This is a genomic window from Leifsonia sp. RCC_180 (assembly GCF_058138205.1).
Map to the genome: position 1 here is coordinate 1 of NZ_CP200340.1, position 25,124 is coordinate 25,124.

The 25,124-nt window shown below is 69.5% G+C and carries 30 protein-coding genes; 16 read left to right on the plus strand and 14 right to left on the minus strand.

Annotated elements, in window-relative coordinates; translation table 11 throughout:
- Positions 1-1,023, plus strand: a 1,023-nt coding sequence (locus AB7E03_RS00005; RefSeq protein ID WP_489938103.1) for an alpha-hydroxy acid oxidase, incomplete at its 5' end; no start/stop codon positions are given.
- A gap of 292 nt (positions 1,024-1,315) precedes the next feature.
- On the opposite strand, the gene AB7E03_RS00010 is transcribed toward AB7E03_RS00005, so the two are convergent.
- Complete coding sequence (locus tag AB7E03_RS00010; protein ID WP_489938105.1) at positions 1,316-1,609, minus strand: hypothetical protein; 294 nt, start codon at positions 1,607-1,609, stop codon at positions 1,316-1,318.
- Between the two features lie 106 nt (positions 1,610-1,715).
- Between AB7E03_RS00010 and AB7E03_RS00015 the strand changes: the two genes are divergently transcribed.
- Genes AB7E03_RS00015 through AB7E03_RS00025 form a run of 3 tightly spaced genes read left to right on the plus strand, consistent with a single transcriptional unit; the run spans position 1,716 to position 4,011 of the window.
- Positions 1,716-2,222: a MarR family winged helix-turn-helix transcriptional regulator gene (locus AB7E03_RS00015; protein ID WP_489938107.1), complete on the plus strand. Its 507-nt coding sequence runs from the start codon at positions 1,716-1,718 to the stop codon at positions 2,220-2,222.
- Positions 2,219-2,890: an NADPH-dependent F420 reductase gene (locus AB7E03_RS00020; RefSeq protein ID WP_489938109.1), complete on the plus strand. Its 672-nt coding sequence runs from the start codon at positions 2,219-2,221 to the stop codon at positions 2,888-2,890. The genes AB7E03_RS00015 and AB7E03_RS00020 overlap by 4 nt, the downstream gene beginning before the upstream one ends.
- A 29-nt stretch (positions 2,891-2,919) precedes the next feature.
- Complete coding sequence (locus tag AB7E03_RS00025; RefSeq protein WP_489938111.1) at positions 2,920-4,011, plus strand: LLM class flavin-dependent oxidoreductase; 1,092 nt, start codon at positions 2,920-2,922, stop codon at positions 4,009-4,011.
- Positions 4,012-4,015: 4 nt separating this feature from the next.
- On the opposite strand, the gene treS is transcribed toward AB7E03_RS00025, so the two are convergent.
- Both treS and AB7E03_RS00035 read right to left on the minus strand, forming a co-directional pair.
- The gene (gene treS / locus AB7E03_RS00030) at positions 4,016-6,214 is read right to left on the minus strand and encodes a maltose alpha-D-glucosyltransferase (RefSeq protein ID WP_489942837.1); all 2,199 of its coding nucleotides are present in this window, start codon (positions 6,212-6,214) and stop codon (positions 4,016-4,018) included.
- A gap of 220 nt (positions 6,215-6,434) precedes the next feature.
- Positions 6,435-6,887, minus strand: coding sequence for a Rho termination factor N-terminal domain-containing protein (locus tag AB7E03_RS00035; protein WP_489938113.1), 453 nt, complete (start codon positions 6,885-6,887; stop codon positions 6,435-6,437).
- Positions 6,888-7,047: 160 nt separating this feature from the next.
- Here AB7E03_RS00035 and AB7E03_RS00040 point away from each other — a divergent pair, with 160 nt between their 5' ends.
- Positions 7,048-7,380, plus strand: coding sequence for a DUF3140 domain-containing protein (locus AB7E03_RS00040; RefSeq protein ID WP_489938115.1), 333 nt, complete (start codon positions 7,048-7,050; stop codon positions 7,378-7,380).
- Positions 7,381-7,454: 74 nt separating this feature from the next.
- Here AB7E03_RS00040 and AB7E03_RS00045 read toward each other — a convergent pair whose 3' ends face one another.
- Positions 7,455-8,096, minus strand: coding sequence for an NAD(P)-dependent oxidoreductase (locus AB7E03_RS00045; protein ID WP_489938117.1), 642 nt, complete (start codon positions 8,094-8,096; stop codon positions 7,455-7,457).
- 170 nt (positions 8,097-8,266) lie between these two features.
- Between AB7E03_RS00045 and AB7E03_RS00050 the strand changes: the two genes are divergently transcribed.
- From AB7E03_RS00050 to AB7E03_RS00060, 3 genes are all read left to right on the plus strand, one after another.
- Positions 8,267-8,605, plus strand: coding sequence for a hypothetical protein (locus tag AB7E03_RS00050; protein ID WP_489938119.1), 339 nt, complete (start codon positions 8,267-8,269; stop codon positions 8,603-8,605).
- Positions 8,606-8,607: 2 nt separating this feature from the next.
- Positions 8,608-8,901, plus strand: coding sequence for a hypothetical protein (locus AB7E03_RS00055; RefSeq protein WP_489938121.1), 294 nt, complete (start codon positions 8,608-8,610; stop codon positions 8,899-8,901).
- Between the two features lie 69 nt (positions 8,902-8,970).
- On the plus strand, positions 8,971-9,555 hold the full coding sequence (locus tag AB7E03_RS00060; RefSeq protein ID WP_489938123.1) for a YdeI/OmpD-associated family protein: 585 nt from the start codon (positions 8,971-8,973) through the stop codon (positions 9,553-9,555).
- Here AB7E03_RS00060 and AB7E03_RS00065 read toward each other — a convergent pair whose 3' ends face one another.
- On the minus strand, positions 9,556-11,022 hold the full coding sequence (locus AB7E03_RS00065) for an MFS transporter (RefSeq protein ID WP_489938125.1): 1,467 nt from the start codon (positions 11,020-11,022) through the stop codon (positions 9,556-9,558).
- 16 nt (positions 11,023-11,038) lie between these two features.
- Complete coding sequence (locus AB7E03_RS00070; RefSeq protein ID WP_489938127.1) at positions 11,039-11,704, minus strand: TetR/AcrR family transcriptional regulator; 666 nt, start codon at positions 11,702-11,704, stop codon at positions 11,039-11,041.
- A 59-nt stretch (positions 11,705-11,763) separates the two neighbouring features.
- On the opposite strand from AB7E03_RS00070, the gene AB7E03_RS00075 reads away from it, so the two are divergent.
- From AB7E03_RS00075 to AB7E03_RS00090, 4 genes are all read left to right on the plus strand, one after another.
- Positions 11,764-12,642, plus strand: coding sequence for an SDR family NAD(P)-dependent oxidoreductase (locus AB7E03_RS00075; RefSeq protein ID WP_489938129.1), 879 nt, complete (start codon positions 11,764-11,766; stop codon positions 12,640-12,642).
- Between the two features lie 66 nt (positions 12,643-12,708).
- On the plus strand, positions 12,709-14,052 hold the full coding sequence (locus AB7E03_RS00080; RefSeq protein WP_489938131.1) for an MFS transporter: 1,344 nt from the start codon (positions 12,709-12,711) through the stop codon (positions 14,050-14,052).
- Between the two features lie 79 nt (positions 14,053-14,131).
- The gene (locus tag AB7E03_RS00085; RefSeq protein WP_489938133.1) at positions 14,132-14,335 is read left to right on the plus strand and encodes a hypothetical protein; all 204 of its coding nucleotides are present in this window, start codon (positions 14,132-14,134) and stop codon (positions 14,333-14,335) included.
- Positions 14,336-14,445: 110 nt separating this feature from the next.
- Complete coding sequence (locus AB7E03_RS00090) at positions 14,446-15,207, plus strand: EAL domain-containing protein (protein ID WP_489938135.1); 762 nt, start codon at positions 14,446-14,448, stop codon at positions 15,205-15,207.
- 22 nt (positions 15,208-15,229) lie between these two features.
- Here AB7E03_RS00090 and AB7E03_RS00095 read toward each other — a convergent pair whose 3' ends face one another.
- Positions 15,230-15,487 carry a hypothetical protein gene (locus AB7E03_RS00095; protein WP_441782932.1) on the minus strand — a complete coding sequence of 86 codons (258 nt, stop codon included), beginning with the start codon at positions 15,485-15,487 and terminating at the stop codon, positions 15,230-15,232.
- A 122-nt stretch (positions 15,488-15,609) separates the two neighbouring features.
- On the opposite strand from AB7E03_RS00095, the gene AB7E03_RS00100 reads away from it, so the two are divergent.
- Together AB7E03_RS00100 and AB7E03_RS00105 are read left to right on the plus strand one after the other, a co-directional pair.
- Positions 15,610-15,924, plus strand: coding sequence for a DUF7882 family protein (locus AB7E03_RS00100; RefSeq protein WP_489938138.1), 315 nt, complete (start codon positions 15,610-15,612; stop codon positions 15,922-15,924).
- A gap of 126 nt (positions 15,925-16,050) precedes the next feature.
- A complete protein-coding gene (locus AB7E03_RS00105; protein WP_489938140.1) occupies positions 16,051-16,305 on the plus strand; it encodes a hypothetical protein in 255 nt (84 codons plus the stop codon).
- A 112-nt stretch (positions 16,306-16,417) separates the two neighbouring features.
- Here the strand turns inward: AB7E03_RS00105 and AB7E03_RS00110 are convergent, their stop codons facing one another.
- Positions 16,418-18,997 (minus strand): DUF4062 domain-containing protein, encoded by a 2,580-nt coding sequence (locus tag AB7E03_RS00110; RefSeq protein ID WP_489938142.1) that lies wholly within the window; start codon positions 18,995-18,997, stop codon positions 16,418-16,420.
- Positions 18,998-19,166: 169 nt separating this feature from the next.
- Here AB7E03_RS00110 and AB7E03_RS00115 point away from each other — a divergent pair, with 169 nt between their 5' ends.
- Positions 19,167-19,400, plus strand: coding sequence for a hypothetical protein (locus AB7E03_RS00115; protein WP_441782928.1), 234 nt, complete (start codon positions 19,167-19,169; stop codon positions 19,398-19,400).
- 37 nt (positions 19,401-19,437) lie between these two features.
- Here AB7E03_RS00115 and AB7E03_RS00120 read toward each other — a convergent pair whose 3' ends face one another.
- The 6 genes from AB7E03_RS00120 to AB7E03_RS00145 form a co-directional block, all read right to left on the minus strand.
- Entirely contained in the window at positions 19,438-20,085 is a 648-nt protein-coding gene (locus AB7E03_RS00120; protein WP_489938144.1) for an NADPH-dependent F420 reductase, read from the minus strand.
- Between the two features lie 54 nt (positions 20,086-20,139).
- Positions 20,140-21,321, minus strand: coding sequence for an OmpA family protein (locus AB7E03_RS00125; protein WP_489938146.1), 1,182 nt, complete (start codon positions 21,319-21,321; stop codon positions 20,140-20,142).
- Positions 21,322-21,332: 11 nt separating this feature from the next.
- Positions 21,333-22,232, minus strand: coding sequence for a hypothetical protein (locus AB7E03_RS00130; RefSeq protein WP_489938148.1), 900 nt, complete (start codon positions 22,230-22,232; stop codon positions 21,333-21,335).
- A 10-nt stretch (positions 22,233-22,242) separates the two neighbouring features.
- On the minus strand, positions 22,243-22,596 hold the full coding sequence (locus tag AB7E03_RS00135) for a hypothetical protein (protein WP_489938150.1): 354 nt from the start codon (positions 22,594-22,596) through the stop codon (positions 22,243-22,245).
- Positions 22,583-23,227, minus strand: coding sequence for a hypothetical protein (locus AB7E03_RS00140; protein ID WP_489938152.1), 645 nt, complete (start codon positions 23,225-23,227; stop codon positions 22,583-22,585). The genes AB7E03_RS00135 and AB7E03_RS00140 overlap by 14 nt, the downstream gene beginning before the upstream one ends.
- Positions 23,228-23,326: 99 nt before the next feature.
- Positions 23,327-24,421, minus strand: coding sequence for an ABC transporter permease (locus tag AB7E03_RS00145; RefSeq protein ID WP_489938154.1), 1,095 nt, complete (start codon positions 24,419-24,421; stop codon positions 23,327-23,329).
- An 88-nt stretch (positions 24,422-24,509) separates the two neighbouring features.
- Between AB7E03_RS00145 and AB7E03_RS00150 the strand changes: the two genes are divergently transcribed.
- Positions 24,510-25,097: a TetR/AcrR family transcriptional regulator gene (locus AB7E03_RS00150; RefSeq protein ID WP_489938156.1), complete on the plus strand. Its 588-nt coding sequence runs from the start codon at positions 24,510-24,512 to the stop codon at positions 25,095-25,097.
- The last annotated feature ends 27 nt before the right edge of the window (positions 25,098-25,124 follow it).

Here is a 25,124-nt window from a genome sequence, read left to right on the forward strand (position 1 = left end):
ATCCTGCGGGATGTGTCCACGGTGGACACGTCGTGCCAGATTTGGGGTGGCCCGTCGGCGTTGCCGTTCGGGATCGCGCCGACGGGGTTCACCCGGTTGATGCAGACCGAGGGGGAGACTGCCGGGGCGGGGGCTGCTGCGGCGGCGGGGATCCCGTTCACCCTGTCCACTTTGGGGACCACGTCGATCGAGAACGTGAAGGCGGCGAACCCGCACGGCCGGAACTGGTTCCAGTTGTATGTGATGCGGCAACGGGAGATCTCCTACGGGCTGGTGGAGCGGGCCGCCGCCGCCGGGTTCGACACCCTGTTCTTCACGGTGGACACCCCGATCGCCGGGGCCCGGCTACGGGACAAAAGGAACGGGTTCTCCATCCCACCCCAGTTGACGTTGGGGACGATCGTGAACGCGATCCCGCGGCCGTGGTGGTGGTACGACTTTTTGACCACCCCGAAGTTGGAGTTCGCGTCCCTGTCCGCCACCGGCGGCACCGTCGGTGACCTGCTCAACGCAGCGATGGACCCGTCCATCAACTACGAGGACCTGGCCATCATCCGGGAGATGTGGCCGGGGAAGCTGGTGATCAAGGGCGTGCAGAACGTGGAAGACGCCAAGACTCTGGTCGATCACGGGGTGGATGGGATCGTGCTCTCCAACCACGGCGGACGCCAACTCGACCGGGCACCCATCCCCTTCCACCTCCTCCCTACGGTGGCCCGTGAGGTGGGTCAGCACACCGAGATCGCGATCGATACCGGCATCATGAACGGCGCCGACATCATCGCCGCCTACGCCCTCGGCGCCAAGTTCACCCTCATCGGCCGCGCCTACCTCTACGGGCTGATGGCCGGCGGCCGAGCCGGTGTCGACCGCACCATCCAGATCCTCACCGACCAACTCACCCGCACCATGAAACTCCTCCAGGTCAACACCCTCGCCGAACTCGGCCCCCACCACGTCACCCAACTCGCCCGACTCCAACCGCTGCGCCGCGACCCAGCCCCCGAAACCGCCGACCGCTAACGAAGGACAACCCGCCCCGAATCTCCGACGGGCCGCGGTGCGGATGGAGATTCGCGCCTCCATCGCCCACATCCCCGACGGTGGCCTCCCGATCTCCGACGGTGGCAGGCGGCGCGGCTAACGAAGGAGAAACCGGCCTGAATCTCCTTCGATTGGCAGTACTGAAGGAGATTCGGCCGGAATCCGTGCGAATCTCCTTCGATCGGAGAGGGGAGGCGAGAGCGCAGCGGAGAGGGGAGCGGAGCGGGCAGCGGAGAGGGGCGGGGAGAGCGCAGCGGAGAGGGGCCCGCGGCTAGCGCGGGGTGTACTCGTAGACGACGGCGGAGAAGTGGTCCTCGAGTTCGTCCCACGACTCGGGGCCGTGGAAGGCGAGCCGGTACTGCACGTTGAGGAGCGGGCCGAGCACATCCAGCACGTCCGGCTGGAACGGGGTGCCGGGCGGGAAGCCCAGGCCGAAGCTGTGGATGATGCTGTCGTCGGCCGCGCGCAGCCACACTCCCCAGCCCTGCGCGACCGGTGTCGCGACCACCCGGAAGACGTGCGCGGGGTCGTAGTCGGCGGGGAGGGCGTCCGGCAGCTCGGTCATGCTGCAACGCTACAAGGCGTCCCGCGTGCCGGGAACAATTCGACGCCTCCCTCGGTTGATTGACATGTCAGCTACACCGGCTGAGCACGAGGAAAACGAGGATGGGATGACCGAACCAGACACCGCCGAACCGCTCGCCGAGCGGCTCACGGAGCGCGAACTGGCCGTCTGGCGTTCCCTGCAGGACACCACCGCGGACCTTCGCCGTCTCCTCGCGGCGGAACTCCAACGGGTCGAGCTCTCGCCCGGCGATTACGCCGTGCTGCTCGCGTTGACGGAGGCGGAGGGCCGCTCGCTGCGCTCGTCCGAACTCGCCGACGCGATCGACTGGGAGCGCAGCCGCGTCTCCCACCACCTGGGGCGGATGGAGCGACGGGGGCTCATCCTCCGCACCGAATGTCCCGGCGACAACCGCGGCGCACTCGTCGTCCTCACCGACGACGGCTACGACGCGATCCGCAGGGCCTCCGGCCCGCACCTGCGCGCGGTCAAGCGCCTCTTCGCCGACGCGCTCGAACCGCAGCAGCTCGAGAACTTGGCCGAGGTGCTCGGCAGCATCCGCCAGCACCTCGACGCAACACCACTCGAAAGCACGAAAGGACAGGCAGCATGAACGCCGGCACAACACGACCGCGCGTCGCTATCCTCGGCGTCGGGCACGTCGGCTCGGCGCTCGCGCGCATCCTGCTCGACGCGGGATACGCGGTGGATGTCGCCGCCTCCGGCGACCCCGCGCGCATCCAGCTCATCGCCTCCGTCGTCATGCCCGGAGCGCAGGCCAGTTGGGCCGCTGATGCCGTCGCGGACGCCGACGTGGTGATCCTCGCTATCCCGCTTCACCGGTTCGCCACGCTCGACCACGCGATGCTCGCCGGCAAGATCGTCATCGACTCCATGAACTACTGGGCGCCGACCGACGGCGTGCAGCCGCTGTTCGAGGATGCCTCGCTCACCAGCAGCGAGGTGGTCCAGGAACGGCTCGCCGCATCCACCGTCGTGAAGTCCTTCAACCACATCGGCTACCACGAGATGGAGGAGGACCGCCGGCCGGCCGGCGACCCCGACCGCCGCGCGCTGGGCGTCGCCTCTGACGACGCCGAAGCGGCAGCACTGGTCGCCTCCCTGATCGACGACGTCGGGTACGACGTCGTCATCGCCGAACGCCTCCGCGACGGCGTCGCCTTCGAACCGGGCGGTCCCGTGTTCGGAGCGCGCCTGAACTCACGAGAATTCCGGACGGCCGTCGCCGCCGAGCTGATGCCCGCCGACGCCGCCGCCTGAACCACATCCCACCCGGAAAGAACCCACAAATGAACACCGCACCCGAATCCACCACAACCGAGCCCACCACCGAGCCCACCACCCCCGAGAAGCGCTTCCCGCTCAGTTTCGGCCTGAACACGTTCGGCGACGTGACGAACGACGCCGTCGGCCGACCGATCAGCCAGGCCCAGACCATCCGCGACCTCGTCGGTCACGCCGTCGCCGCCGAGGAGGCGGGTCTCGACTACTTCGGCATCGGCGAGCACCACACCGACGACATGCCGCTCTCGGCCGCCGACGTGGTGCTCGGCGCGATCGCCGCGCGCACCGAGCGCATCCACCTCGGGTCCGCCGTCACCGTGCTGAGCTCGGACGACCCGGTCCGCGTCTTCCAGCGCTACTCCACGCTCAACGCGCTCTCCGACGGTCGCGCCGAGGTCATCCTCGGCCGCGGCTCCAGCATCGACTCGTTCCCGCTGTTCGGCTTCGACCTGAACGACTACGAAGCGCTGTTCGAGGAGAAGACCAACCTCTTCGCCCACCTGCTCCGCGGCGGCCCCGTCACCTGGGAGGGCACGACCCGGCGGGGCCTCCGCGACCAGGATGTGGTCCCGCACCTCGACACGCCCCTTCCGACCTGGATCGGTGTGGGCGGCAGCCCGGAGTCGGTCATCCGCACCGCCCACTACGGCTTCTCGCTGATGCTCGCCGTCATCGGAGGTCCGGTGTCGCGGTTCGCGCCTTACGCCGAGCTGTTCCACAAGGCGCTCGAGCAGTTCGGGCAGGAACCACAGCCGATCGGCCTGCACTCGCCTGGCCATGTCGCGGCGACCGACGAGCAGGCGCGTGAGGAGTTCTGGCCGCACTACCGCGACATGATCACGAAGGTCAGCGCCACGCGCGGATTCGCCATCCCGACCGAGTCGTCCTTCCTGCGCGAGATCGGCCCGGACGGCAGCCTCTACGTCGGCTCGCCCGAGACGGTCGCGACCAAGATCGCGAAGAACCTGCCGATGGTCGGGGCGAACCGCTTCGACCTCAAGTACGGCATCCCCGGCATGACCGACGAGTCGCTGCTCACCGGCATCCGGCTCTACGGCGGCGAGGTCGTGCCGCGCGTGCGCGAGCTGCTCGGCTGAGCACTCACTCGGCCGGCGTCCGGTGCAGCACCAGGAAGCGGGCGCCGTACGCGGGGACGCTCACCGGGAAGCTCGCCAGGTCGTCGACGGTCCCCACCTCGCTGCCGTCGGCGGCATCCGTCACCAGGGCGCGGTGGGGGAGCGCCTCCGACCGGACGGTGCCCTCCACCTGCTCGCCCGTCATGTTGAGCACGGTCAGCTGCACGATCGGCAGGTCCTGTTCGTCGAGCGACTCCAGCTCGTGCACCATGACGAGCATCCCGGGATGGGCCACATCGGGCACGTCGACCTGACGTGCGGTTGCGATGCCCCAGCGGTTCCGGATGCGCAGCAGCTCGCCCAGACGGCTCGCGAACGACGTGCGGCTCTGCAGCTGCTCGGGCAGCGTCCCGTACAGTGAGCGGGCCCGCGGCATCCCGGAGGACGACCGCTGCGCTTCGGGCGCGACGCCGAGCAGGTCGTGGGCGCCGCGCTCCACCCAACGCGTGTCGCCCTGGGCGATCAGGTCCTCCACCTCGGAGCGGGGGATGGTCAGCGAGCCGAGCAGGTCCCATCCCGAGAGCGCGAACACTCCGGGCTGCCACGCGTTGAAGGCGGCGAGCAGCAGGTGGGCGTCCCGGATCGCTGGAATGTCGGCCTCGGTGATCGAATCGAGCGTCAGGTGCCCCTGGGTGGCGGCGATGAGGGACGCGGACGTGCAGGCGATCCCGTTGGTGGTGAACACGAGGTTGTAGTCGGCGGTCGGCTGCGTGATCGCCTCGACCAGATCCTGGCGGATGCGCTGGGCCAGCTCCCCGCCGGTGATCTCCTCGCCGCGGAACGTGTACACGTCGTTCTGATGCAGCGTCGCCCAGTGCACCAGCTCGTAGGTGAGCTCGTCGTGGTTCTGCATCCCGTGCACCAGGCTGACCGGCTCGACGCCCAGCTCGAGCGACGTGCGCAGGGTCAGCCGCAGGAACTCCGTGTCGCCGGTGGCGAGGGCGTGGTGGTAGGCGGGTCGGTTGATGAAGTCGTAGGACAGGTCCGCCCCGACGGCGCCGGTGTCGCGAATGTCCTCGACGGTCAGGTTCAGCTCTTGGAACGTGAAGCCGCCGACCTTCCGGACCATGCCCGCGATGATGTGGTTCGCCGCGTGCGACAGCGGGTGACCCTCCGACCAGGCGGGCATCCCCTCGGCGCTCTTCTCGACGCCGAGGAAGCCGTTCGCATCCAGCCGCAGTGCGCTCGTGCCCAGGTCCCCCAGCGAGTGCAGTGCGTCGCCGATCACCAGGCGCATGCCAGAGAAGGTCGGGTCCAGCCAGTTGACCGACGGCTGGCCCTCCTTGAAGTAGTGCAGGTACACCCAGCGGCGGGTGACACCGTCGACGCCGATGACGGGAGCCGTAACGCTCCAGTTGGTCTCCTTCACGCCGGGCGAGAAGAAGATGACGCGCTGCAGCTCGCCGATGATGTAGCCGCGGGCCGCGAGCGCCGCCTCCGTCGACTCGTCGAGGTTGATGGAGTCGCGGCCCTCCGGGACCTCGGGGAGGAGGTGCCACTCGTCCGGCGGGATCTCGACCATGTGGTAGATGCCGGGGTAGTCCTTGTACGCCATCTCCGCCAGGCGGAAGTCGGCGCCCTTGCCGGTGTGACCCGGGACGATGTCGTCGATGACACTGCCGCCGTGCTCCTCGGCGACATCCGTCATTCGGCGGAAGGTCTCCTCATCGCCGAAGGCGGGGTCGATCTGCGTGCCGATGCGGTCGAAGTGGCCGTCGACGCTCGGGGTCTCCTGCCAGCCGCGGATGCCGCCCGCGCGCTTCACCGGGCCGGTGTGCACACCATTGATCCCGATCCGCTCGAACGCCGACCACAGCTCAGGGTCGGCCAGCGCCGTCAGGAACGACTCGTGCGGGCGGGTGATCAGCGAGATCGGATACGCGGTGAACCACACGTCGGACGTCGAGACGGCGCGGCGAGCATCCGGCCGAGCGTACGGGTTTCGCCACATGCTCGGCGAGCCGGAGAGCTGACGGCTGAGCACATCCGCATCCTTCAGCATCGACTGGCGGACCAGCCACTCGACGTAGGCGGGGTTCTGGCCGTTCGCGGCACGCGGGTCGGAGAACGTGCGGCGGATGCTTCCTCCGCGCAGGTTCGCACGCGGGCGGAGGCGGCGGGGGCGCGCCGGATACAGCTGCTCGTCGTAGGTGATCTCCTGCATCTCCGGGACGGCTTCTTCCTCCGTCTCGGCTGCCGTTTCCTCCAGCAGGGCTTGCGCTTCATCGAGCGGCTGGGCGTCTTCCGCCGGCCCCGCGTCGTGCTGAGTCACCGCGTTCTGCTGCGTCACCTCGAGTGCCTCGTCGTCCACGTGGTCTCCTTCCGTGACTGCCACCGTAAACCCGGAATGGTGCCCCGTCTCCCGGAGCGGCCGATTCGGGAGGTCACTCGCTGAGACGCTCGATCAGCTGGCCTTTGTTGAGCTGGGAGACGTTGCGGAGACCGCGGGCGCGGGCGGCATCCCTGAGGGCCTGGACGGTGAGGTGGTCGAGCTCCGGATCGTGCGGCGCCGACGTGGCGGCCGATCCGGCGAACTCGGCGGCCGTGTCGACCTGGTCGTCGCGGACGGAGGGCAGGGGAGGCGTGAGGTCGAGGGAGGTGTCGGCGCCGGAGTCCGCGGCGGAACCGCTGCTGGCGCCCGCTGCGCTGCCCGTGCCGCCGCTCTTGCCGCTGCCCTTGCCGCCCAGCTTCGCCACCTGTTCCCGCAGGGCGTGGGCGCGCTTCTTCGCCTTCTTCTTGTTCAGCCGGTCGACCGCATCGATCGCGTCGGCGACTGCTTCCTCGGCCCGCTTGAGGGCCTTCTCCGCTGCCTTCTCGAGCTTCTTCTGCTTCGCCACGCCATCTCCCGTTCGTCGTGCGAGGGGGTTCCCCTTGAACGGTGCCACGAGGTCGTCGCCCGGGCAAGACGCAGTGCCCAGATCGCGCATCCGACCGGTTGAATCGGTGGGAAGCCGGGGCTAGCGTCCAGCGGAACATACAAGATCTGAGGAGGCCGTGATGGCGGAGTCCGAAATCGATGACGAGCTGTGGGACGACTTCCACCGAGCGGTCAACATGACCTCCCGTGAGCTCGGGGAGTGGTTGGCGACCGACGCGGCGGGGACAGATGGGGAGGAGCCCTCGGACCAGATCGGCGACGAGCGCTCGCGCACGGTGCTCGACATCCTGTCCAAGCGCCGCACAGATCTCACGCCGGACGACGTGCAGGTGATGCGGTCGGTGGTGGCCGAAGTCGACGCCGAGCGTGGCCCCGATCGCGACCCGGAAGCTGGCGACGCCCAGTGGCGGCATCGCCTCATGTCGATCGGTCACGACCCGCTGAAGCCGTGACGGGGTTGATGCGACACGCCGTCACGGCACTCGGCGTGACGGCGTGTTGCGTCAACTCGACGGGGTCTGCGCGATCAGTAGGCGAAGTGGATCTGCGCGCGGCTGCGCGTCGGGGCCTCGATCTCGTCGAGGACGGCCTTCGCGAAGTCCTCGCCGCCGATGAGGGAGACGCCCTCGTCGTCGAAGAGCGCGACGTCGTCGCCGACGCGATAGGACCCGCGCGGCTCCTGCTGGGGCGCGTACGAGCCGTAGGTGCCGGCCGGGCTGACGAACAGCCAGTCGAGGCCCTCCGGGGCGTTCTCGATCAGATCCGAGAGCACGGCGTTCAGTTCGCGGGCCTCATCCGCGAACGCCGGCGGGATGTCGTCGCCCTCGGCGAAGCGCGGGGCGTCGGGGGCGGGACGCAGCGAGCTGAAGCCGCCGATCACCACGAGCCGGGCACCGGATGCGACGGCGAGCTCGGCAAGACGACCGTAACGTCGCCCGAGGGTGCCCGCGCTGTCGCCGCGCGGCGACACGGTCGCCACGATCACGTCTGCGCCCTCGACCGCACCCTCCGGCTCGTCGGCCGACCCGGTCAGATACGTCACGCCCTGCACCGGGTCGCTCGGCTCCGAACGGCTCAGCGAGGTCACGCTGTGACCGCGTGAGGCGGCCTCCGCAGCGAGGTGGGAGCCGGTGAACCCGGTCCCTCCGATGATCGAGATCGTGGCCATGTCGATGCCTTTCGCCGGGGCGACTGTCGCCCCTCCACCTCTGCGAACCGAGCCGCTCCGGGCTTTCTTCCCGCGTTTCACACCCGGCAGAGCGCCGCGTGCGCTCTGACCCACGCCTCTCACGATGTCAACGGGATGCGCGCACGCGAATCCGGGCTACCGTCCGGGTCATGAAGCACGTGACCTATGCGGACAAGTCGCTGCTGGTGGGCGACGAGGCGGCAGACCTTCTGATGAGCTACGCGACGGCTCTCGGCCAGACCGGGGGAACGGATGCGGTGACCCTGCGGGCGATCGGGGTCGACGGGAACGACGTGGAGGCGACCTTTCTGCTGAGCCCTGCGGTGGTGCTCATGGTCGAGACGGCGAGCACGACCGCGACCGAGCCGGACAACATCGGCGCCGTTCACTACCTCCGGGAGCGGGTGGACGCTCTGGCGGAGCCGTTCGCGCCCGATCTCGCGGGCGGCCACGACCCAGCCGACGGCGACGAAGCAGAGGAGGAGTGACCATGGGGATGTTCACCGCGGGCAAGTCCACCGTCTTCTACATCGTCGGCGCGGTACTCGTGATCGCGGGGGCGCTGTGTCTCACCCGGTACGGCGTCGAGACGCCGGGAGCGAACGACACCGGGCAATACGTCGCCTGGAACGTGGGCTTCACCGTGGGTGCGGCCATCCTGCTCGGGGTGGGAGTGCTTCTGCTGGTTACCGGTTACGTGCGCGGCCGGAGGCGCAAGGCCGAACGTCACGCGGGCCCGTCGCGCGACCTGGAGCCGGGTGCGACGTCGGAGGTCCGCCGCTAGTTCCTCGCGGCGGCGGCGCATCCCGACGGTCCTGGCGCGCCGTCGGAGGTATGCGCAATAGTGGCAATCATGCCGCCGACGGACACCGACCTCTTGATCGTCGCCGATGCCGGCGCGTGGCGCGACTGGCTCACCGCCAACGAAGAGTCGTCCGACGGCGTCTGGCTCGTTCTCGCGAAGAAGGGCACCACGGAGCCGACCTCGCTGACCTACGCCGAGGCGGTGGCCGAGGCGCTGTGCGGCGGATGGATCGACGGTCAGCGGCGCTCGCGCGACGAGACGACATTCCTCCAGCGGTATACACCGCGACGCGCGGCCTCGCTCTGGTCGGAGCGCAATATCGGCCTTGTGTCGGAGCTCCGCGCCGAGGGGCGGATGCGCCCGCGCGGTGAAGCCGAAGTCGACCGCGCCAAGGCGGACGGCCGCTGGGAGCGCGCCTACGCCGGCGCATCGTCGGTCGTTGTGCCGGACGACCTCGCGGCGGCGCTCGCGGCCTCGCCCGAGGCGGCCACGCAGTTCGAGCGCCTGAACGGCCAGAACCGGTATGCCGTCCTCCACCGCGTCATCACCGCTCCGAGCGCGACCAGCCGCGCGAACCGGCTCGCGAAGCTGGTGGCGATGCTGGAGCGCGGTGAGACTCCATACCCGCAGTAGTCACGTGGATTGAGCCGGCGTCTTCCCCGCCTTCTGCCGCTCCCGGAGGTCGACCAGCCCGACGACCAGGGCGACCGCGAGCAGAGCCAAGGTCACGAGGTATCCGGCCCTGACGGCCGCGTGGTACTGGTCGACCGGGTGGTTGCCGCCGCCCGGGACCATGGCGAAGAACACGGCTGTCACGAGGGCGACGCCGACGGCCGTCCCGATCCGCTGTCCGAGCTGCGCGATCGAGCCGGCGGCGCTGCCCTCCTCCGGCGGCACCTCCGAGAGGGTGAGCGTCTGGTTCGGTGAGATGACGAACCCGCCGCCGATGCCGCCGATGAGGGTCGATGCGGCCATGAACCACTCGGCCGAGCCGGGCGGTGCAAGCGTCGCCGAGGCAAGGAGAGCGCCGATGCCGACGATCACGATGACGAGCCCGACGACGACGAGCGCACGCCCGAACCGGTGCACCAGCCGCCCTCCGACGAACGCCGAGACTGCGGCGCCCAGGGCGAACGGGACGCTCACGAGGCCCGCAGCCAGCGGCTCGGCGTGGAGTCCCTCCTGCAGGAACAGCGTCGTCACGAGGAAGCTCGCCGGGAGACCGCCGAAGTAGACCGTGGCGATGAGGATGCCGTTGCGGTACGACGCCAGCCGGAACAGGTCGAGGTGGATGATCGGCGACAGTCCGCGCCGGGCGTAGGCGCGCTCCCAGAGCAAGAACGCGGTGCCGAACGCGGCGAACGCGACGAGCCACAGCCAGCGCAGCGGGTCGTCGGTGGAGGATCCCGTGGTCAGGAGGAACGGCAGCATCAGTCCGAGGATGGTTCCGGCGAGGAGCACCAGCCCGACCGGGTCGAGCTCGGTGCCGGAGCCGCGCTCCTGCGTCCGCGGCAGGAATCGCAGGGCGAAGAACAGGGCGATCGCCCCGCAGGGGACGTTGAACCAGAACAGCAGGCGCCATCCCTCCTCCGCTCCGCCGAGGGCGATGAGGGATCCTGCGAGGCTGGGTCCGATCGCGGTGGCGATGCCGACCATCGCCCCGAACACGCCGAACGCGCGCCCGCGTTCCTCGCCCCGGTAGAGCTGCTGGATCATCCCGAGCACCTGCGGCATCTGCACGCCCGCGGCGGCGCCCTGCAGGAAGCGGGTGACGGTCAGCCAGACGATGTTCGGCGCCAGAGCGCAGAGCGCGCTGGCGAGGCTGAAGCCGACGAGGCCGATGACGAACATGGCCCGACGCGAGCGGGTGTCGCCGAGCCGCCCCGACGGGATGAGCGTCAGACCGAACGCCAGCGCGTACCCCGCAACGATGAGCTGCAGCTGGGTCGAGTCGGCATGCAGGGAACGCTGGATGGACGGAAGTGCGACGTTCACGCCGGACAGGTCGAGAATGGTCAACGCGCCGACGGCGATGGACACCGCGAAGGCGGGCGCGCGGCCGCGATTCTCGGTCCTGGATGCCTGCGAGACGTCGGTCACGCCGACACCGTACGCCTCAGTCGGCGAGCGCTCCCGTGAGGTAGGCGGTGAGGATGCGCTGCAGCCGCGGCTCGAGGTCGACGAGCGCGTGTCCGAGCCGCGGGTCCGATCGGTAGAGCTCGGCGATCTCGGGCGGCGGCGTTGAGATCTGCCAGAAGGTGCCGGCGAGGGACGTCGCGACAGCGACCACATCCGTCCATGCGATCGGCGGGAGAGCGGGCAGCGCCGCACGCACGGCCTCCGCGATGCGGGCCAGGGAGGCGCCGGTCGTGAGCTTGAAGGAGCGGACGGCGTCGACCGACACGTTGCGCTCCAGATTGAGGGGAGCCTGCGCGAGCAGGTCGCAGAACGGTCCGCGGGCGGCGAGGGTCGAGGCGAAGGCCATCGCGACCTCCTGCGCGGTGGAGGCGGCTGCGATCCGCTCGCACAGCGCGGGCGTCCACTCGCGCCAGCCGTCGGCCGTGAGCCGCAGGAAGATCTCCTCCCGGGTTTCGAAGTACCGCAGCATCGCCGACTTGTGCATCCCGACGGCATCCGCGATGTCGGTGAGCGTGACCGAGCGGATGCCGCGGTCCGCACCGAGGGTGCGCGCAGCATCCAGGATCGCCTGCTCACGCGCCGCCTTCGCCTCGGGCGAGCGCGCGCGCTGGAAGGCCGTCTCGCGGTCAGCGCTGTGCGTCATGCTGACAGTTTACTGCAACGCAGTTGCATTAGTTAAAGAAACGATGTTTCATTAACGACATGGAACAGACATGGTTCATCACCGGATCCTCGCGTGGCTTCGGCCGCGCCCTCGTCGTCGCCGCCCTCCAGGCCGGCGACCGTGTGGCCGCCACGGCGCGCCGCCCCGAACAGCTGGACGACCTCGTCGCCGAATACGGCGACCGCATCCTTCCCCTGGCGCTCGACGTCACCGATCCCTCGCGAGCCGCGGAGGCGCTACGCGAGGCGAGCGAGCGGTTCGGCCGAATCGACGTCATCGTGAACAACGCCGGCTACGCCAACGTGTCGCCGATCGAGACGACCGACGACACCGACTTCCGCACGCAGTTCGAGACCAACTTCTGGGGCGTCTACAACGTCTCCAAAGCGGCGATCCCGCTGCTGCGTGCGCAGGGCGGTGGGCTGGTCATTCAGTTCTCGTCCGTCGGTGGACGTGTCGGCGGGTCGCCCGGGATCGCGTCGTACCAGGCGGCCAAGTTCGCGATCGACGGCTTCAGCCGCGTGCTGCGCGCGGAGACGGCACCGTTCGGGGTGAAGGTACTCCTCGTCGAGCCGAGCGGGTTCCGGACCGACTGGGCCGGCTCCTCGATGGAGGTGCGCGAGATCGCCGAAGGCTACGAGAGCACGGTCGGCGCGATGAACCGCCGGGTGAGGCAGTCGGGTGAGGGTCCGGCGGGCGATCCCGTGCGCGCCGCCGAGATCCTGGTGCGCGTCGCGAAACGCACTGACATCCCGCAGAACCTCCCGCTCGGCGTGAACGCCACCGAGATGAGTGTCGCGCAGGACCGCCGCCTGCTCGACTCCGACCTGACGTGGGCGACCGTGAGCCGCAGCGCCGATATCGGAGAGCCGTACCCCGTCGACCTCCCCGCTGACCTCCCCGCCGACGCCGCGTGAGACCTGGCCGTTCGCCCTCCCGCCCGCTCTTCCCGGGCTGGAGGGCGAACCGGTAGGGTCTGGGCCATGACGACGGCGTCAGAGGAGAAGGGCATGCGCACTTTCGCGCAGGTGCTCGTCAACACGGCGGTGGCGAACGTCACCACCAGCTTCCTCTGGTTCGCACTGACCTTCTGGGTGTACCTGGAGACGAGGTCCGTGCTCGCCACGGGCATCGTCGGCGGCGCCTACATGCTGCTCGTCGCGGTGTTCTCGATCGTCTTCGGCACGATCGTCGACCGCCATCGCAAACAGCACGTCATGCTGTTCGCCTCGCTGGTGACCCTCGCCGCGTTCTCGATCGGCGGGGTGCTCTACCTGATCTTCCCCGAGGATGCGCTGCTCGATCTGGGCGGCCCGATGTTCTGGATCTTCGCCGGCATCATCCTCTTCGGCGCCGTCGTCGAGAACCTGCGCAACATCGCCCTGTCGACCACCGTGACCCTGCTCGTCCCGGTCGAGCGGCACGCCAACGCGAACGGTCTCGTCGGGACGGTGCAGGGCCTCGCGTTCCTGGTCACCAGCGTGTTCAGCGGCCTCTCGATCGGACTGCTCGGGATGGGGTGGACACTCGTCATCGCGATCGTCGTCACGGGCCTCGCCGCCTTCCACCTGCTGTTCCTGCGCATCCCGGAGGAACTTCCCGAACGCGACGGCTCGGCATCGGCCATGGACATCCGCGGAAGCATCGCCGCGATCCGTCAGGCGCCGGGCCTCTTCGCGCTGATCATCTTCTCGACCTTCAACAACCTGATCGGCGGGGTGTACCTCGCGCTGATGGACCCGTACGGCCTCGAGCTCTTCGCCGTCGAGCTGTGGGGCATCGTCCTCGGCGTCGCCTCCTCCGGGTTCATCATCGGTGGTCTCGTCGTCGCGAAGTTCGGACTGGGGAAGAACCCCATCCGCACCATGCTGGTGCTCGTCGCGATCATGGGCCTGCTGGGCGCGACGTTCACCCTGCGGGAGTGGTGGCCGCTGTACGCCGCCGGGATCTGGGCGTACATGACGCTGATCCCCGCGGTGGAGGCGTCCGAGCAGACGGTGATCCAGAAGATCGTGCCGTTCGCCCGGCAGGGGCGGGTGTTCGGTTTCGGGCAGGCGCTGGAGTCGGCGGCGGCGCCGATCACCGCGTTCCTGATCGCGCCCCTGGCGCAGTTCCTCATCATCCCGTACATGGCGTCGGAGTCGGGGAGCGCGACCTGGGGCTGGTTGCTGGGGGACGGCAGCGCCCGAGGCATTGCGCTGGTCTTCCTCTTCTCCGGACTCGCCCTCGTCGTGCTCGCCCTCGGAGCCTTCCTGACCCGCTCGTATCGGCTGCTGTCCGCCGAGTACCAGGGGCGGCCGGCGGATCGGATGGTGACGATTCGGTGAACGTGCCGCGTAGTGACTGCCGGTGAAGCTGTGCGATGGCTATGCTTCGGAGCGTTCGGGGGTACAGAGGGGGACGATCATGCAGGGTCTGTCATCAGCGGGAGCGTTCGCCGCAGCGATCGCGTTCGCTGCGGTCGTGCTGTTCCTGGCTCCGGTCGGCGAGAGCATCGCCCCCACGGTCCAGGCGGTCGACCTCGTGGTCGCAGTGGTCGCCGGCGTGGCAGCGGCGACTTTCCTCGGCATCGCGGGAGGACAGCGCCACAGGCGCCGGCGCGCTCGCTAGTGTCAGAGGTCGGCGTCAGCCGCTAGCGCCAGAGGGGTCATTTCCGCAAGGGGTCCCCCTCGAAGTTGACAACCCAGGCTGGCGTGGGAATCATCACCAGAGTGACGTTGGTGGACGGAACCCTCGAGGACTTCGCCCGCGATCTGGAGATCGCGCTGGCGCAGCGCCAGGTCACGGCCGCCTATCAGCCCCAGATCGATGTCACGGATGGTGCCATGGTCGGGGTGGAGGCGCTGGCGCGGTGGACCCACCCGGGGCGCGGGGTCGTCGCGCCGGATGTCTTCGTCGACATCGCGCAGAAGGCCGGCCTGCTGCCGCTGCTCACGGCCCGGATCATCGCCGACGTGACGACGGAGTACATCCCGGGCTGCACGATCGATGTCGCGGTGAACGTCTCCGCGACCCAGCTCGAGGACCCGTCGCTGTACGACATGTTCGAGGGCGCGTTCGCGACGGGACGCTGCGACCCGAAGACGCTGACCGTCGAGGTGACGGAGAGTCAGAGGATCGCGCGTCCCGAGCGGGTCGCAGGACCGCTGCGGGCGCTCGCCGCCGCAGGCGTGACCATCTCGGTGGACGACTTCGGCACCGGCCACTCGTCATTCGCCCGCGTGGAGGCGCTGCACGCCCGCGAGCTGAAACTCGATAAGAGCCTGGTGCAGGCGGACGACCGCGTCCACGAGGTCGCGCAGATCATCACGGAGGCGCACCGCCGGGGCATCCGCGTGGTCGGCGAGGGCGTGGAGCGACGCGACCAGCTCGACCGGTTGGCGGATGCGGGATGCGACCGCGCCCAGGGTTACCTGATCTCTCAGCCGCAGGGCGCGAAGGCGATCTTCTCCTGGTACCGGGCTCGGCTGCGCGAGTTCTGAACCGAGGTCCTGACGACAGGACTCAGAGAGCGTCGAACGAGTCGATGTCGACGCGCGGCTCGTCCTGACGCGGTGCGGGCGGGTCGACCTCGATCTGCGCCCAGGTGACGGGCATACCGGGGGAGAAGAGCACTGTCACTCCCGGGCCGCCCCGGAGCGGCGGGATGGTCACGTAGCCGCCGCCGGCCTGCACGGCCTCGAGGATCTTGCCACGCAGGTCGTCCACCGGATCGGGCAGGAAGTAGTCCTTTCCATCGACCGTGAGGCGGTGAACGATCATGCGGCGATCCTTTCGGCTGAGACGTTCTAGAACACTATCGCGCGGTCACGATACACCTGAATTCCGGCGGGTAAGCTCTCAGCAGCGTCGCAGACGCACCACCCGATAGACGAAAGGCATCCGTGGGCACCCTCCGCTACGACGGCGAAAGCTACGAGCTCGACGACCGTCTCCTGTTCCACATGCAGATCGCGATCAGCACCAAGCTCCGTCGCGGCGAGAACTTCTTCCTCACCTGGCAGGTCCCGGCCGAGCTCGGCAGTGGCCGTCACACCATCTGGGTCGACAACGGCGTCCCCCTGCACATCTTCTTCTCCGGCTCCAAGGTGCCGACGCTGAACAAGGACTGGATCGAGACCATGATCCAGACCGGTGGCCGCGCCTCCGGGATGATCGTCATGGAGGAGTCGGAGACGCGTCAGCCGACCGGTCGATGACGCTGGGCCAGCGCTTATAGCTGACTCGATCCTTCAAAGCAAGGCCCCCCGGTTTTCTTGCGTCCGCGGAGGGGGAGTTCGATCATCTACTTAGATCTTCGAACCACCCATCGAGAAGGAAGAATCATGGCCGAGTCGCTCGCTGACATCATCGATCTGCCCACCGAGTACGTCTCCTGGCACTCGCCGGCGTCGTCGCTCTGGGTGGCTTCGACCCCTTCGGCCTACGTCGGTATGGTCGACCGCAACCACGACGGTTTCGTCGCCACCGACTGCACCGGCCGCGAGCTGGGCGTGTACGGCACACTGGAGTCGGCGCGCGTCGCGGTGTACGGTGCGTGGGTGTCGCCCGCTCACGAGGAGCAGGCGCTCATCGCCTGATCATCAGACCCTCCCGGGCAGGCGTTTCGGGTGCGCCGACCGGGACCAGGAGAACCCCGGCACCGTTCTGGTGCCGGGGTTCCATCTGTTAATGGCGCCGGGTCGACCCGCCTTAGTTGAGGTGCGGCTCCGACAGCGCCTCGGCGACCGCCTGCTCGACGGTGAGCTCCCGCCCCTCCGCGACCGCTGCCGCGAGCCGACCTGCCGGCGTGACCGCGGCCAGCCGGTCCAGATAGCGCTGGTGGAAGGTGAAGGTCGGCCCGTTGTGCGTGCCCGAACGCTCGCGGAGTGCGTGCGCGGCGCCGGCCAGCCTTCCGGCGCGATCGACATCGCCGGCGAGGGCAGCCACGGCCGCCAGCCCTTCCAGCCCGTAGGCGATGCCCTCGATGTGACCGAGCGAGGTCGAGAGGGTGACGCTGAGGGCGAAGTCCGTTCTGGCCTCCTCCGGCGCTCCGAGCAGCAGATGGGCCCAGCCGAGGTGGTAGGCGGCGATCCGGCCGCCGACGGCATCCCCACTGCGCTGGGTCAGCGCCAGGGACTCGTCGAAGCGCTCGAACGCGGTGTGGACCTTCTGCTCGAGCAGGGCCACGCGGCCTAGCAGCACGAGGGCCATGGACTCTCCCCAGACGTCTCCGGTGTCCTGGAACAGCCGGAGGCTGCGCTCCATCACCTCGGCCGCACGCACCGTATCCGGCTTCTCTCCGGCCATCAGGGCGAGCGAGAGCGAGATCTGGGCCATCGCCTCGCCGGACCGGTCGCCGCAGGCCCGGAAGAGGTCGGCGGCCTCGGACAGGTCGGCGGCTACGCGACCGTCGGGGTCCTTCCAGAAGCGGATGGTGCGGGTGAAGTACAGCGCGATGGCGCGCGTGCGGTCCTGGAGCGTGTCGCCGGACTCGAGGGGTTCGTCCATCCAGGTGCGGACCTCGCCGAGCAGGCCGATGACCCAGAAGTACAGGAACAGGTTGAACGCGAGCTCTGCGGCGCGGTCCCAGTCGCGGGCATCCAGTAGGTAGCGTTCGGCGGCCCGCAGGTTGTCGCGTTCGTCACCGAGCCGCTGCATCCACTCACGCTGACCTCCGCCCTTCAGCGGCAGCCGGGCGCGCGCGCCGAGGTCGATGAAGTAGCGGGCGTGCGCGTCGCGGGCGCGGTCGAGCTCGCCTCCGCTCTGCAGCTGCTCCCGCGCGTACTCGCGCACGATCGCCTGCATGGCGAACCGGGGCCGGTCGTCGCTGTCGTGCTGGGAGACCAGGCTGGAGTCGACCAGTACGGCGAGGTCGCTGATCACGTCCGCGGGATCGCCGCCGTCGCCCTCCCCCTCTCCGGAGGCGCCGACGAATTCGGCCGCGTCGAGCGTGAAGCCGCCCTCGAAGGTGCCCAGGCGCGCCAAAAGCCGCTGCTGTTCGGGGGCGAGCAACTGCGTGCTCCACTCGATGGTGCGACGGATGGTCTGCTGGCGCTCCGGCAGGTCGCGCGACCCGCCCACCAGCACGGAGAGCCGCCGGTCGAGCCGGTCGAGCAGCTCGGCGGGGGAGAGCACCCGAACGCGAGCGGCGGCGAGCTCGATCGCGAGCGGGACGCCGTCGAGCGCGGTGCAGACGCGGGCGACGGCGTCCGCGTTCTCCGGCGTGATCTCGAAGTCCGGCTTGACCGCGTGGGCGCGCTCGACGAACAGGCTGACCGAGGAGTCCTCTGCCAGGGGCCCCACCTCATAGCTCTGCTCGGCACTCACCCGCAGCAGCGCCCGGCTGGTGACGAGCATCGACAGACCAGGCACGGCGGCGAGCAGTCCGGTGAGAAGCGGCGCCGCATCCAGTACCTGCTCGAAATTGTCCAGGACCAGCAGGATGCGGCGGTCGCGGAGTGCGGTCACGAGGTTGTCGAGGATGGGCGCGTCGCCGGTGTCGCGCACGCCGAGGGCCTGCGCGATGCGGTTGGGCACGCGCCGCGGGTCGTGGACGGCGGAGAGGTCGACGAACACGGCCCCGTCGTCGAAGTCCTGCGCAGCGGCGCGTGCTGCGGCGATCGCGAGCCGGCTCTTGCCGATCCCTCCCGGACCGGCGAGGGTGACGAACCGCGTGCCGTGCTCGAGGCGGTCGACGATCGCGGCGATGTCGGCGTCGCGCCCGACCAGACCGGTGAGCGGCACCGGGAGCCGGACCGGCTCCACGACACGGTCGGCGTCGCTGGCGACATCCGCCGTGATGAGCGCCCGGCTCTGGTCGAAGCGCTCGGCGAGCAGGGTGGCGAGGTCGTTCTCGATCAGCTGAGCTAGTTCTTTGGGGCTTTCGAAGTATTTGTAGGCGGCGCGGTCGTCGTCGCGGATGCGCGCGAGCAGCGTGGCGAGCTTCGGCTCCCTCTTGTCGGCGGGGCTCTTCACGTACAGGAGGCGCGGCAGCTCCGGCGGGCAGAGGTTGTACTCGTCTTCGAGTCCTGAGACCTCCTCGTCCGGGGCGACCCAGCCGTAGCGCTCCCAGTAGAGGCCGAGGAAGACGTCGCTCTGCTCCAGGTACGCGCGGTAGAGCTCCCGAGGGGGATGCGGGCGCGCGCCCAGTTCGAACATGACGGGCGCGAGGTGCAGCCGCTCGATGGCGGTCCGGGCTGCGCGGCGCTCAGCGGCGAGCTCCTGCAGCGTGGACGAGACGAAGATCCGCAGCCGCTGATCCGGCGTGCGAATTACATGAGATTGGCTCATGTAACGTCATTGTGTTGCGTTCCTGTGGAAATGTACAGAGGGCACGGGGACTCGGTGCTTGTAACACGCACCCCAGCGAACGCGCAACCCTCTACACGCGCTTCTCGCGAGAGCGTTAGCTAGGCATGTGAAGGAAATTGCGTGGTACATACTCGGGTTCGCAGGGGCGGTGTCCACCATCGCCTTCTGGCTGCTGCTGGCACCGGACGCGGCCGATGCCACCGAGGGCTCTGGGGGGCTGCTCCAGCACCTGACCCCGAGCGAACTGGCCGACCTGGTCATTGCTCTGGCGTTCGCAGCAGTGGCGTTCGTCAGCGCCAGCTACCTGTCGTCGCGGGCCGCCGCTGAGGCGGTCGATGCGCAGCCGACGGTCGAGCTGGTCCCTGCGGAGACCGCGGCCTGAGCCGCGGCCCCCGCGCTATCTGAGCCGGCACCGAACGTCACATGTCGCGGTAGCGCTTGGCGGCGGCGAGGGCCTCACGCAAGCCCGCAGCGTCGTACCGGCGCACGTAGGCCGGGGTGTCGCGCTGCGCACGCCATCCCTCGGCAAGCTCGCCGACGTCGACGGCGTCGAACCCGAACTCGTCGATCAGGGCGGCGACGCGGGCCCGCGCCTCAGGGTCGTCGCCTGCGACGATGAGGGCACGGCGGTCGGGTGATCCGGCCGGCAGGCTCTGGCTGGTCAGCTCCGACCAGCCGATGTGGTTGAACGCTTTGACGACCCGGGAGGTCGGAAGCACCTTCTGCAGGCGCTCCGCCACGGTGGTCGAGTCGTCTTCGAGTTCCGGGATACGGCCGTCGCGCTGCGGGTAGTAGTTGTTGGTGTCGATCACGATCTTCCCGGCGAGCTCCTCGACGGGAAGCGTTGCCTCGGCAGCGAGCGGAGTCGTGACCACCACGATGTCGCCCGCCGCAGCCGCCTCGACGGGTGTCCCGGCGCGAGCGCGCTCGCCCAGCTCGTCCGCCAGGCCCCGCAGCGTCTGCGGGCCCCGCGAGTTGCTCATCACCACGTCGTAGCCGCGGGCGACGGCGAGACGGGCGAGCTGTGATCCGATGTGTCCTGAACCGATGAATCCGATGGTCGTCATGCTTGCGGCAACCGGGCCGACGTCATGATGATTCCCCGTCTTCGGGAGTCCTCATCATCCGCACAGGCCGACGCCGGCGGAGGTGAGGATGACCGTGCGGTTCTGCTCGGCGAGCGCGTCCGAGTAGGTGCCGGCGGCATCCTTCTCGGCCTTCCAGCCGCACCACTCGAATCCGACGCCGGCGGTCGCCAGCAGCGACGCGGGAACGCCCAGTCCGATCAGGGCGGCCTTCACCGCCTCGGCACGTTTCAGGGACAGCGCGGTGTCGGCGGTGTTGTCGGTCGCCTGGTCTTTGGAGGCGGTGCCGGTGATCGTGACGACCTTGCCGTTCTGCTCGATCGCGGGCACCAGGGTCGCGAGCACGTTCTGCGCGGCGCCCGGGTCGGAGAACGCGGCCGTGTCCTTCGTGAACAGCAACTCGCTGTTGCGGATCACGACGGGATGCGACCAGTCCGTCTTGGTGGCGACCGGCTCGATGGTCACCGGAGTGACAGCGGGGAGGTTCGCCACCGCACTGCCGGACGCCGGCTCGGGGAGGAGCGACAGGGTGCCGCCCGCGGCCTTCACCACCGCCGACCAGATCGCCTCGAGATTGCTCCGCGCAGGCACGGTCAGCGGTTGCTGCGCGCCCGCGGTGTCGCCCATCCCCGCCCAGTAGACGGTGACGCCTTTCAGGTCGGTCGGAAGCAGTCCGCGGGAGGTGAGGTCGGACACGACCTGCGCGGGGTCGGCGTAGAGGAGCCCCGTACCGGCGAAGTTGAGCGGGTCGGTCGTCTGCAGACCGCTGCCGACGACGATCACGCCGAGCGGGTCGCCGCCGAGGTTGCGCGCGGCCTCGTCGATGGCGCCCAGGAAGTCGACCTCCGGGGCGGACGCCTTCAGGCCGCCGATGTACGACGTGATCTGCGTCAGCTTGGTGCGCTGGTCGTTCTGGCAGACGATGGCGTCCTGCGCCGACGAGCCGAGGGCCGTCGTCCCCATCACCTGCGGCGTGCCGGACGGGACGACCACGGTAACGCTCCCGTTCGTCTTGCCGGAGGCCGCGAGCTGCGACGAGGCGGACGCGGGGAGGGTGACGGCCGGGGCGTTGGCCGTGCTTCCCGCGACGACACCGAGGTTGCGCTTGTGGGACTGGTCGCAGGCCTCGCCGGATGCCGTGGCCGAGGTGCACGCGGTGAGTCCTGCGCAGAGCGCGACGATCGCGGCGGCGGACGCGAGGAGGCGGGAGCGGGACACGCGGACCCCGCTCACTGGAGTCCCGCCGCCGGGTCGGTGGTGCCGGTCGCCGTGCCTCCCGGCGGCAGCGGAGGTGCGACATCCGCTGCTCCGATGCTGCGGCGTGCCCGAAGCTCGCGGATGATCTGGCTGGTGCTCTCCGGGTCGCGCTCGCGCTGAGCGAGGCGGGTGGCGAGCCGGGCGCGCACCACATCCATCCGAGAGTGGAAGGTCACCCGAGCGCCCGTGTAGCGGACGGCGTCGTGGGCGTCGAGCTGCAGGATGAGCCGCGTGCGCTCTTCTGCGGCGACGGCCTCCCCGAGCAGGCGGTCGCGGTGCACGCGCAGCCGGGTGGCGTGCGCCTGGGCCTTCTCGGCGGCGGCGAGCAGCGGTTTCGTGGTCAGCCACGCGACGACGAAGCTGAGCGCTCCGGAGGTCACGAGCACGCCGAGCATGAGGAACGCCATGATCGTGTCAGGGGCCGTCCAGGAGAACCCGGCCGGCGCCGCAGTCTGCGAGCCGCCGACGAGACCGGTGAGGCCGCCGGCGCTCTGGGCGTCGATCCCGGCTTTGATCCGCGCAACGGTGATGGCGGCGAGGATCGCGGCCCAGACCAGGCCCAGCACGACCGAGGTGGCGACCCACCGGCGCGACATGACTCCGGCCTGCACTCGGCGCAGCAGGATGGCGATGACGTGCGGCAACGTGACGACGGCCAGCGAGATCCCGAGGGTGATCACGTACATCTGGAGGCCGATCGAGCCGTACTGGCTGTCGTTGCGCAGCAGCAGCGTGAGCGCCTGCGACAGCAGGATGTAGTCGACCGCGATCATGGCGGCGAGCAGCACGTAGACCATCGCGTGGGCGAAGGGGGAGACGTGGCCGACGCGGGGGCGCAGGCGCGGCGGGCGGGTGACGATGTCGCGTGCCATGGGCGTCCTCTCAGGCGTAGGTGTGGAAGTCGAGGTCGTGGCCGGCGAGCTTGGCGTCGAGGCGCTCGACATCCAGGTCGGCGCGGCGGATGTCCGCCTCGGCCCGTTCCAGTGCCCGGCGGATGAGCTCCTGCCTGGCCTGCGCCTCGGCGACGCGCGCGGAGGCGGCGGCGACGTTGCGGGTGCGCTGCCGCTCGAGGTCCGCGACGCCGGCGCGCTCGAAGGCGGCCAGCTCGTGCTCGAACACTTCGAGGGTCTCCACGTCGACGGCGTGGCGCATCCGGCGCAGGCGCCAGAGCAGCCGTCGGCGGAGCCCTCCGGTGCGGGGAACGCGGTAGTCCTTCAGTCGGTCACGCCGGGGCATCGGTCCTCCTGGTGGTGGCGTCGGGGCCGGCGATGGGATGCACGGCGATCGGGTTCAGTGCGTCGATGGCTCCGCCGCGGGAGGTCAGCCAGTCCGACCGACGCAGCGTCGGCGGCTGTGCGGCGACCCGGCCGGAAGTCGCCTGGCGGAGGGCGCCCCAGTACACGGCGGTCTTCTCGTCGGTGCGGTCGAACATCCTCGCGGCCCGCAACTGCGCCGCCGTGAACCGGATGGTGACGAGTGCGCTCAGCTCGTCGCTGCGACGGTGGGCCCGGCGGATGCGCCGTTCCAGCCGGCGGAGCTCTTCGAAGGCCGTTCCCTGTCCTTCGGCGATGCGCAGCCGGTCGGGTGCGGGGAGGCGCTCGAGCCGTTCTTCGTACGCGTCGAGGTCCGCGCGGAGTCCCGCGGTGAGCACCCGGTGCTCGGCCAGCTCGCGCCGCATCCCGCGGAAGAACCGCTGCTCCTCCCGCCGTGCGAACGCGTCGGCGCGTGCCTGGAGGGTGGCGACGGTGGGCGTGGTCGTCTCACCGTGCGCCGTCTCGGTGTCGTGCACGGTGGCGGCGTCGCGCTGCGCCAGCCGGGCCAGGCGGCGGCGAGCCAACGGTCCGAGTCTCAGCGGCTGCGTCGTCATACCGGGCGAGCGTAGGGACCGGGGCTGTGCGTCCCCTAGGTGAACGTCGAAGGAAGGCCGTACGTGACCGAACCGTGACCGCCCGCGAACCTCGGTGGGTCAGGCCGCTGCTTCGGTCACTTCCTGGTTGCGGAAGTGGCCGGCGACCATCGCGACGCCTCCGGCGACCGCCCATCCGACGAGCACCAGCCAGGGGAAGGCGGCGTCCGCCTGCGGGAAATAGCACAGGTCGCGCAGCAGAGTGACGGAGGCTCCGGGGACAAACCACTGCCCGATCGCGCCCCACGGCGCCACGATGAACTGCAGCGGCTGGGCCGCAGAGGAGAGCGGATTGCCGATCAGCACGGTGATGATGGCACCGATGGCGATGCCGGGCCTCCCGAGGAGCGCGTTCATGCCGACGATGAGGGCCGCGGTCGCGAACATCGAGAGCGAGACCGCCAGAGCGTTCAGCCAGAAATCGCCCTGAAGGATGCCGAACCAGCCCTGGAGGATTCCGGTGACGGCGAGCCCGCCGGCCACCGCGTACACCGCGACCGCCGTCAGCCGTCGCCAGCTGCCCGCGATGAGGATCGAGATCAGGATGCCGCCGAGCATGCCGCCCAGGACGAGTGGGAAGGCGGAGGCGGTGAGCCCGAGCCCTCGGGCGTCGGTGGAGGCGAGGGGGACGACGTCGGTGACGGCCACGGTTACCGTGGGTGCTTTCGTACCGGCAGGTGCCTTGCCCGCAACGATGGCTTGCTCGACGGCGGCGTCCGCCTGCTGCTGCGCTTGGGTCTGCAGCCGTGCGGCGAGCTGACCGAACAGCTGACTAACGGCGGCGCCGTTCGCGGAGGCGGTGAGCACTTCCGGCTGCTCCCCGAGCACGATCGCTCCGTCGACCTGCCGGGTCTCAATGAGGTGGACGGCGTCCTCGCGGGAGGAGGCCGTGGTGATGTCGAACGACTCCCCGGCGCTCTTCTGCAGCTGCGTCCGCACGGCTGAGACGGATGCCGCGTCGCCCGCTACGGCGATGGGGAGGTCCTTCACGGAGGACGTGATGGTGGGCCAGAGGAAGGCCAGGAGGATCGCCACGACGACGACACCGGCGCCGAGTGCGAGCGCGACCGCGCGGCCCCACGGGGTGTGCGGGACGGGCGGTGGGGGCGTCGCCGTGCCGACGGGCAGGACCTCGGCGGGAGCGGTGATCGTCATGATGCCTCCAAAAAAACGAATAGTCGTTCTTTATAGTGGATCGAGCATCCGCTAATGTCAAGAACGAACATTCTTTTTGGGAGGGTGCATGCCGAAGGTCAGCGAAGAGCACCGTCAGGCCCGTCGACGGGAGATCGCGCAAGCGGCCCTGCGCTGCTTCGCCCGGTCCGGCTTCCAGCAGACCTCGATGGCCGACATCATCGCCGAGTCAGGGCTCTCCGCCGGCGCGATCTACGGTCATTACAAGAGCAAGGAAGAGCTCGTCGAACTCGCCGTCACCAATGTTCTCGACAGCGGATTCGTGGAGGTCGCAGAAGCACGCGACCGCGACCCGCTGCCCGCGCCGGGTGAGGTGGTGCGCCTGCTCGTCCGTGCCCTGGAGAGGCAGATCGGCGACTTCGGGCTGTTGCTTCAGATCTGGGGCCAAGTGCCCATCAACCCCCGGCTCGCAGCTCTCGCCGACCGGGTCGGAGGCCGCATCCGCCACCTGTTCACGGACTATCTGACCCACTGGTACGCCGGGCAGCCCGGCGTCGCCGCGACCCAGGCGGCCGAGGACGCCAACTTCTACATCGGCATCGTGCAGGGCTACGTCACCCAGACGGCGCTGTTCGACGACTTCGACCAGGAGGCCTACCTCGCCGCCGTCGACCGGGTGGCTGCCCGCCGGGCATGAAACCGCGTCGCGCACGTGGATAGGGTG

Excerpts from the sequence above, each read along its gene's own strand:
- AB7E03_RS00105 (WP_489938140.1), top strand. The coding sequence starts at position 16,051 with ATGGCCGAGTCGCTCGCTGACATCATCGATCTGCCCACCGAGTACGTC.
- AB7E03_RS00050 (WP_489938119.1), top strand. The coding sequence starts at position 8,267 with ATGAAGCACGTGACCTATGCGGACAAGTCGCTGCTGGTGGGCGACGAG.
- AB7E03_RS00025 (WP_489938111.1), top strand. The coding sequence starts at position 2,920 with ATGAACACCGCACCCGAATCCACCACAACCGAGCCCACCACCGAGCCC.
- AB7E03_RS00075 (WP_489938129.1), top strand. The coding sequence starts at position 11,764 with ATGGAACAGACATGGTTCATCACCGGATCCTCGCGTGGCTTCGGCCGC.
- AB7E03_RS00085 (WP_489938133.1), top strand. The coding sequence starts at position 14,132 with ATGCAGGGTCTGTCATCAGCGGGAGCGTTCGCCGCAGCGATCGCGTTC.
- AB7E03_RS00015 (WP_489938107.1), top strand. The coding sequence starts at position 1,716 with ATGACCGAACCAGACACCGCCGAACCGCTCGCCGAGCGGCTCACGGAG.
- AB7E03_RS00135 (WP_489938150.1), bottom strand. The coding sequence starts at position 22,596 with ATGCCCCGGCGTGACCGACTGAAGGACTACCGCGTTCCCCGCACCGGA.
- AB7E03_RS00055 (WP_489938121.1), top strand. The coding sequence starts at position 8,608 with ATGGGGATGTTCACCGCGGGCAAGTCCACCGTCTTCTACATCGTCGGC.
- AB7E03_RS00110 (WP_489938142.1), bottom strand. The coding sequence starts at position 18,997 with ATGAGCCAATCTCATGTAATTCGCACGCCGGATCAGCGGCTGCGGATC.
- AB7E03_RS00120 (WP_489938144.1), bottom strand. The coding sequence starts at position 20,085 with ATGACGACCATCGGATTCATCGGTTCAGGACACATCGGATCACAGCTC.
- AB7E03_RS00045 (WP_489938117.1), bottom strand. The coding sequence starts at position 8,096 with ATGGCCACGATCTCGATCATCGGAGGGACCGGGTTCACCGGCTCCCAC.
- AB7E03_RS00095 (WP_441782932.1), bottom strand. The coding sequence starts at position 15,487 with ATGATCGTTCACCGCCTCACGGTCGATGGAAAGGACTACTTCCTGCCC.
- AB7E03_RS00040 (WP_489938115.1), top strand. The coding sequence starts at position 7,048 with ATGGCGGAGTCCGAAATCGATGACGAGCTGTGGGACGACTTCCACCGA.
- AB7E03_RS00150 (WP_489938156.1), top strand. The coding sequence starts at position 24,510 with ATGCCGAAGGTCAGCGAAGAGCACCGTCAGGCCCGTCGACGGGAGATC.
- AB7E03_RS00070 (WP_489938127.1), bottom strand. The coding sequence starts at position 11,704 with ATGACGCACAGCGCTGACCGCGAGACGGCCTTCCAGCGCGCGCGCTCG.
- AB7E03_RS00080 (WP_489938131.1), top strand. The coding sequence starts at position 12,709 with ATGACGACGGCGTCAGAGGAGAAGGGCATGCGCACTTTCGCGCAGGTG.
- AB7E03_RS00145 (WP_489938154.1), bottom strand. The coding sequence starts at position 24,421 with ATGACGATCACCGCTCCCGCCGAGGTCCTGCCCGTCGGCACGGCGACG.
- AB7E03_RS00010 (WP_489938105.1), bottom strand. The coding sequence starts at position 1,609 with ATGACCGAGCTGCCGGACGCCCTCCCCGCCGACTACGACCCCGCGCAC.
- AB7E03_RS00060 (WP_489938123.1), top strand. The coding sequence starts at position 8,971 with ATGCCGCCGACGGACACCGACCTCTTGATCGTCGCCGATGCCGGCGCG.
- treS (WP_489942837.1), bottom strand. The coding sequence starts at position 6,214 with ATGCAGGAGATCACCTACGACGAGCAGCTGTATCCGGCGCGCCCCCGC.
- AB7E03_RS00020 (WP_489938109.1), top strand. The coding sequence starts at position 2,219 with ATGAACGCCGGCACAACACGACCGCGCGTCGCTATCCTCGGCGTCGGG.
- AB7E03_RS00140 (WP_489938152.1), bottom strand. The coding sequence starts at position 23,227 with ATGACGACGCAGCCGCTGAGACTCGGACCGTTGGCTCGCCGCCGCCTG.
- AB7E03_RS00130 (WP_489938148.1), bottom strand. The coding sequence starts at position 22,232 with ATGGCACGCGACATCGTCACCCGCCCGCCGCGCCTGCGCCCCCGCGTC.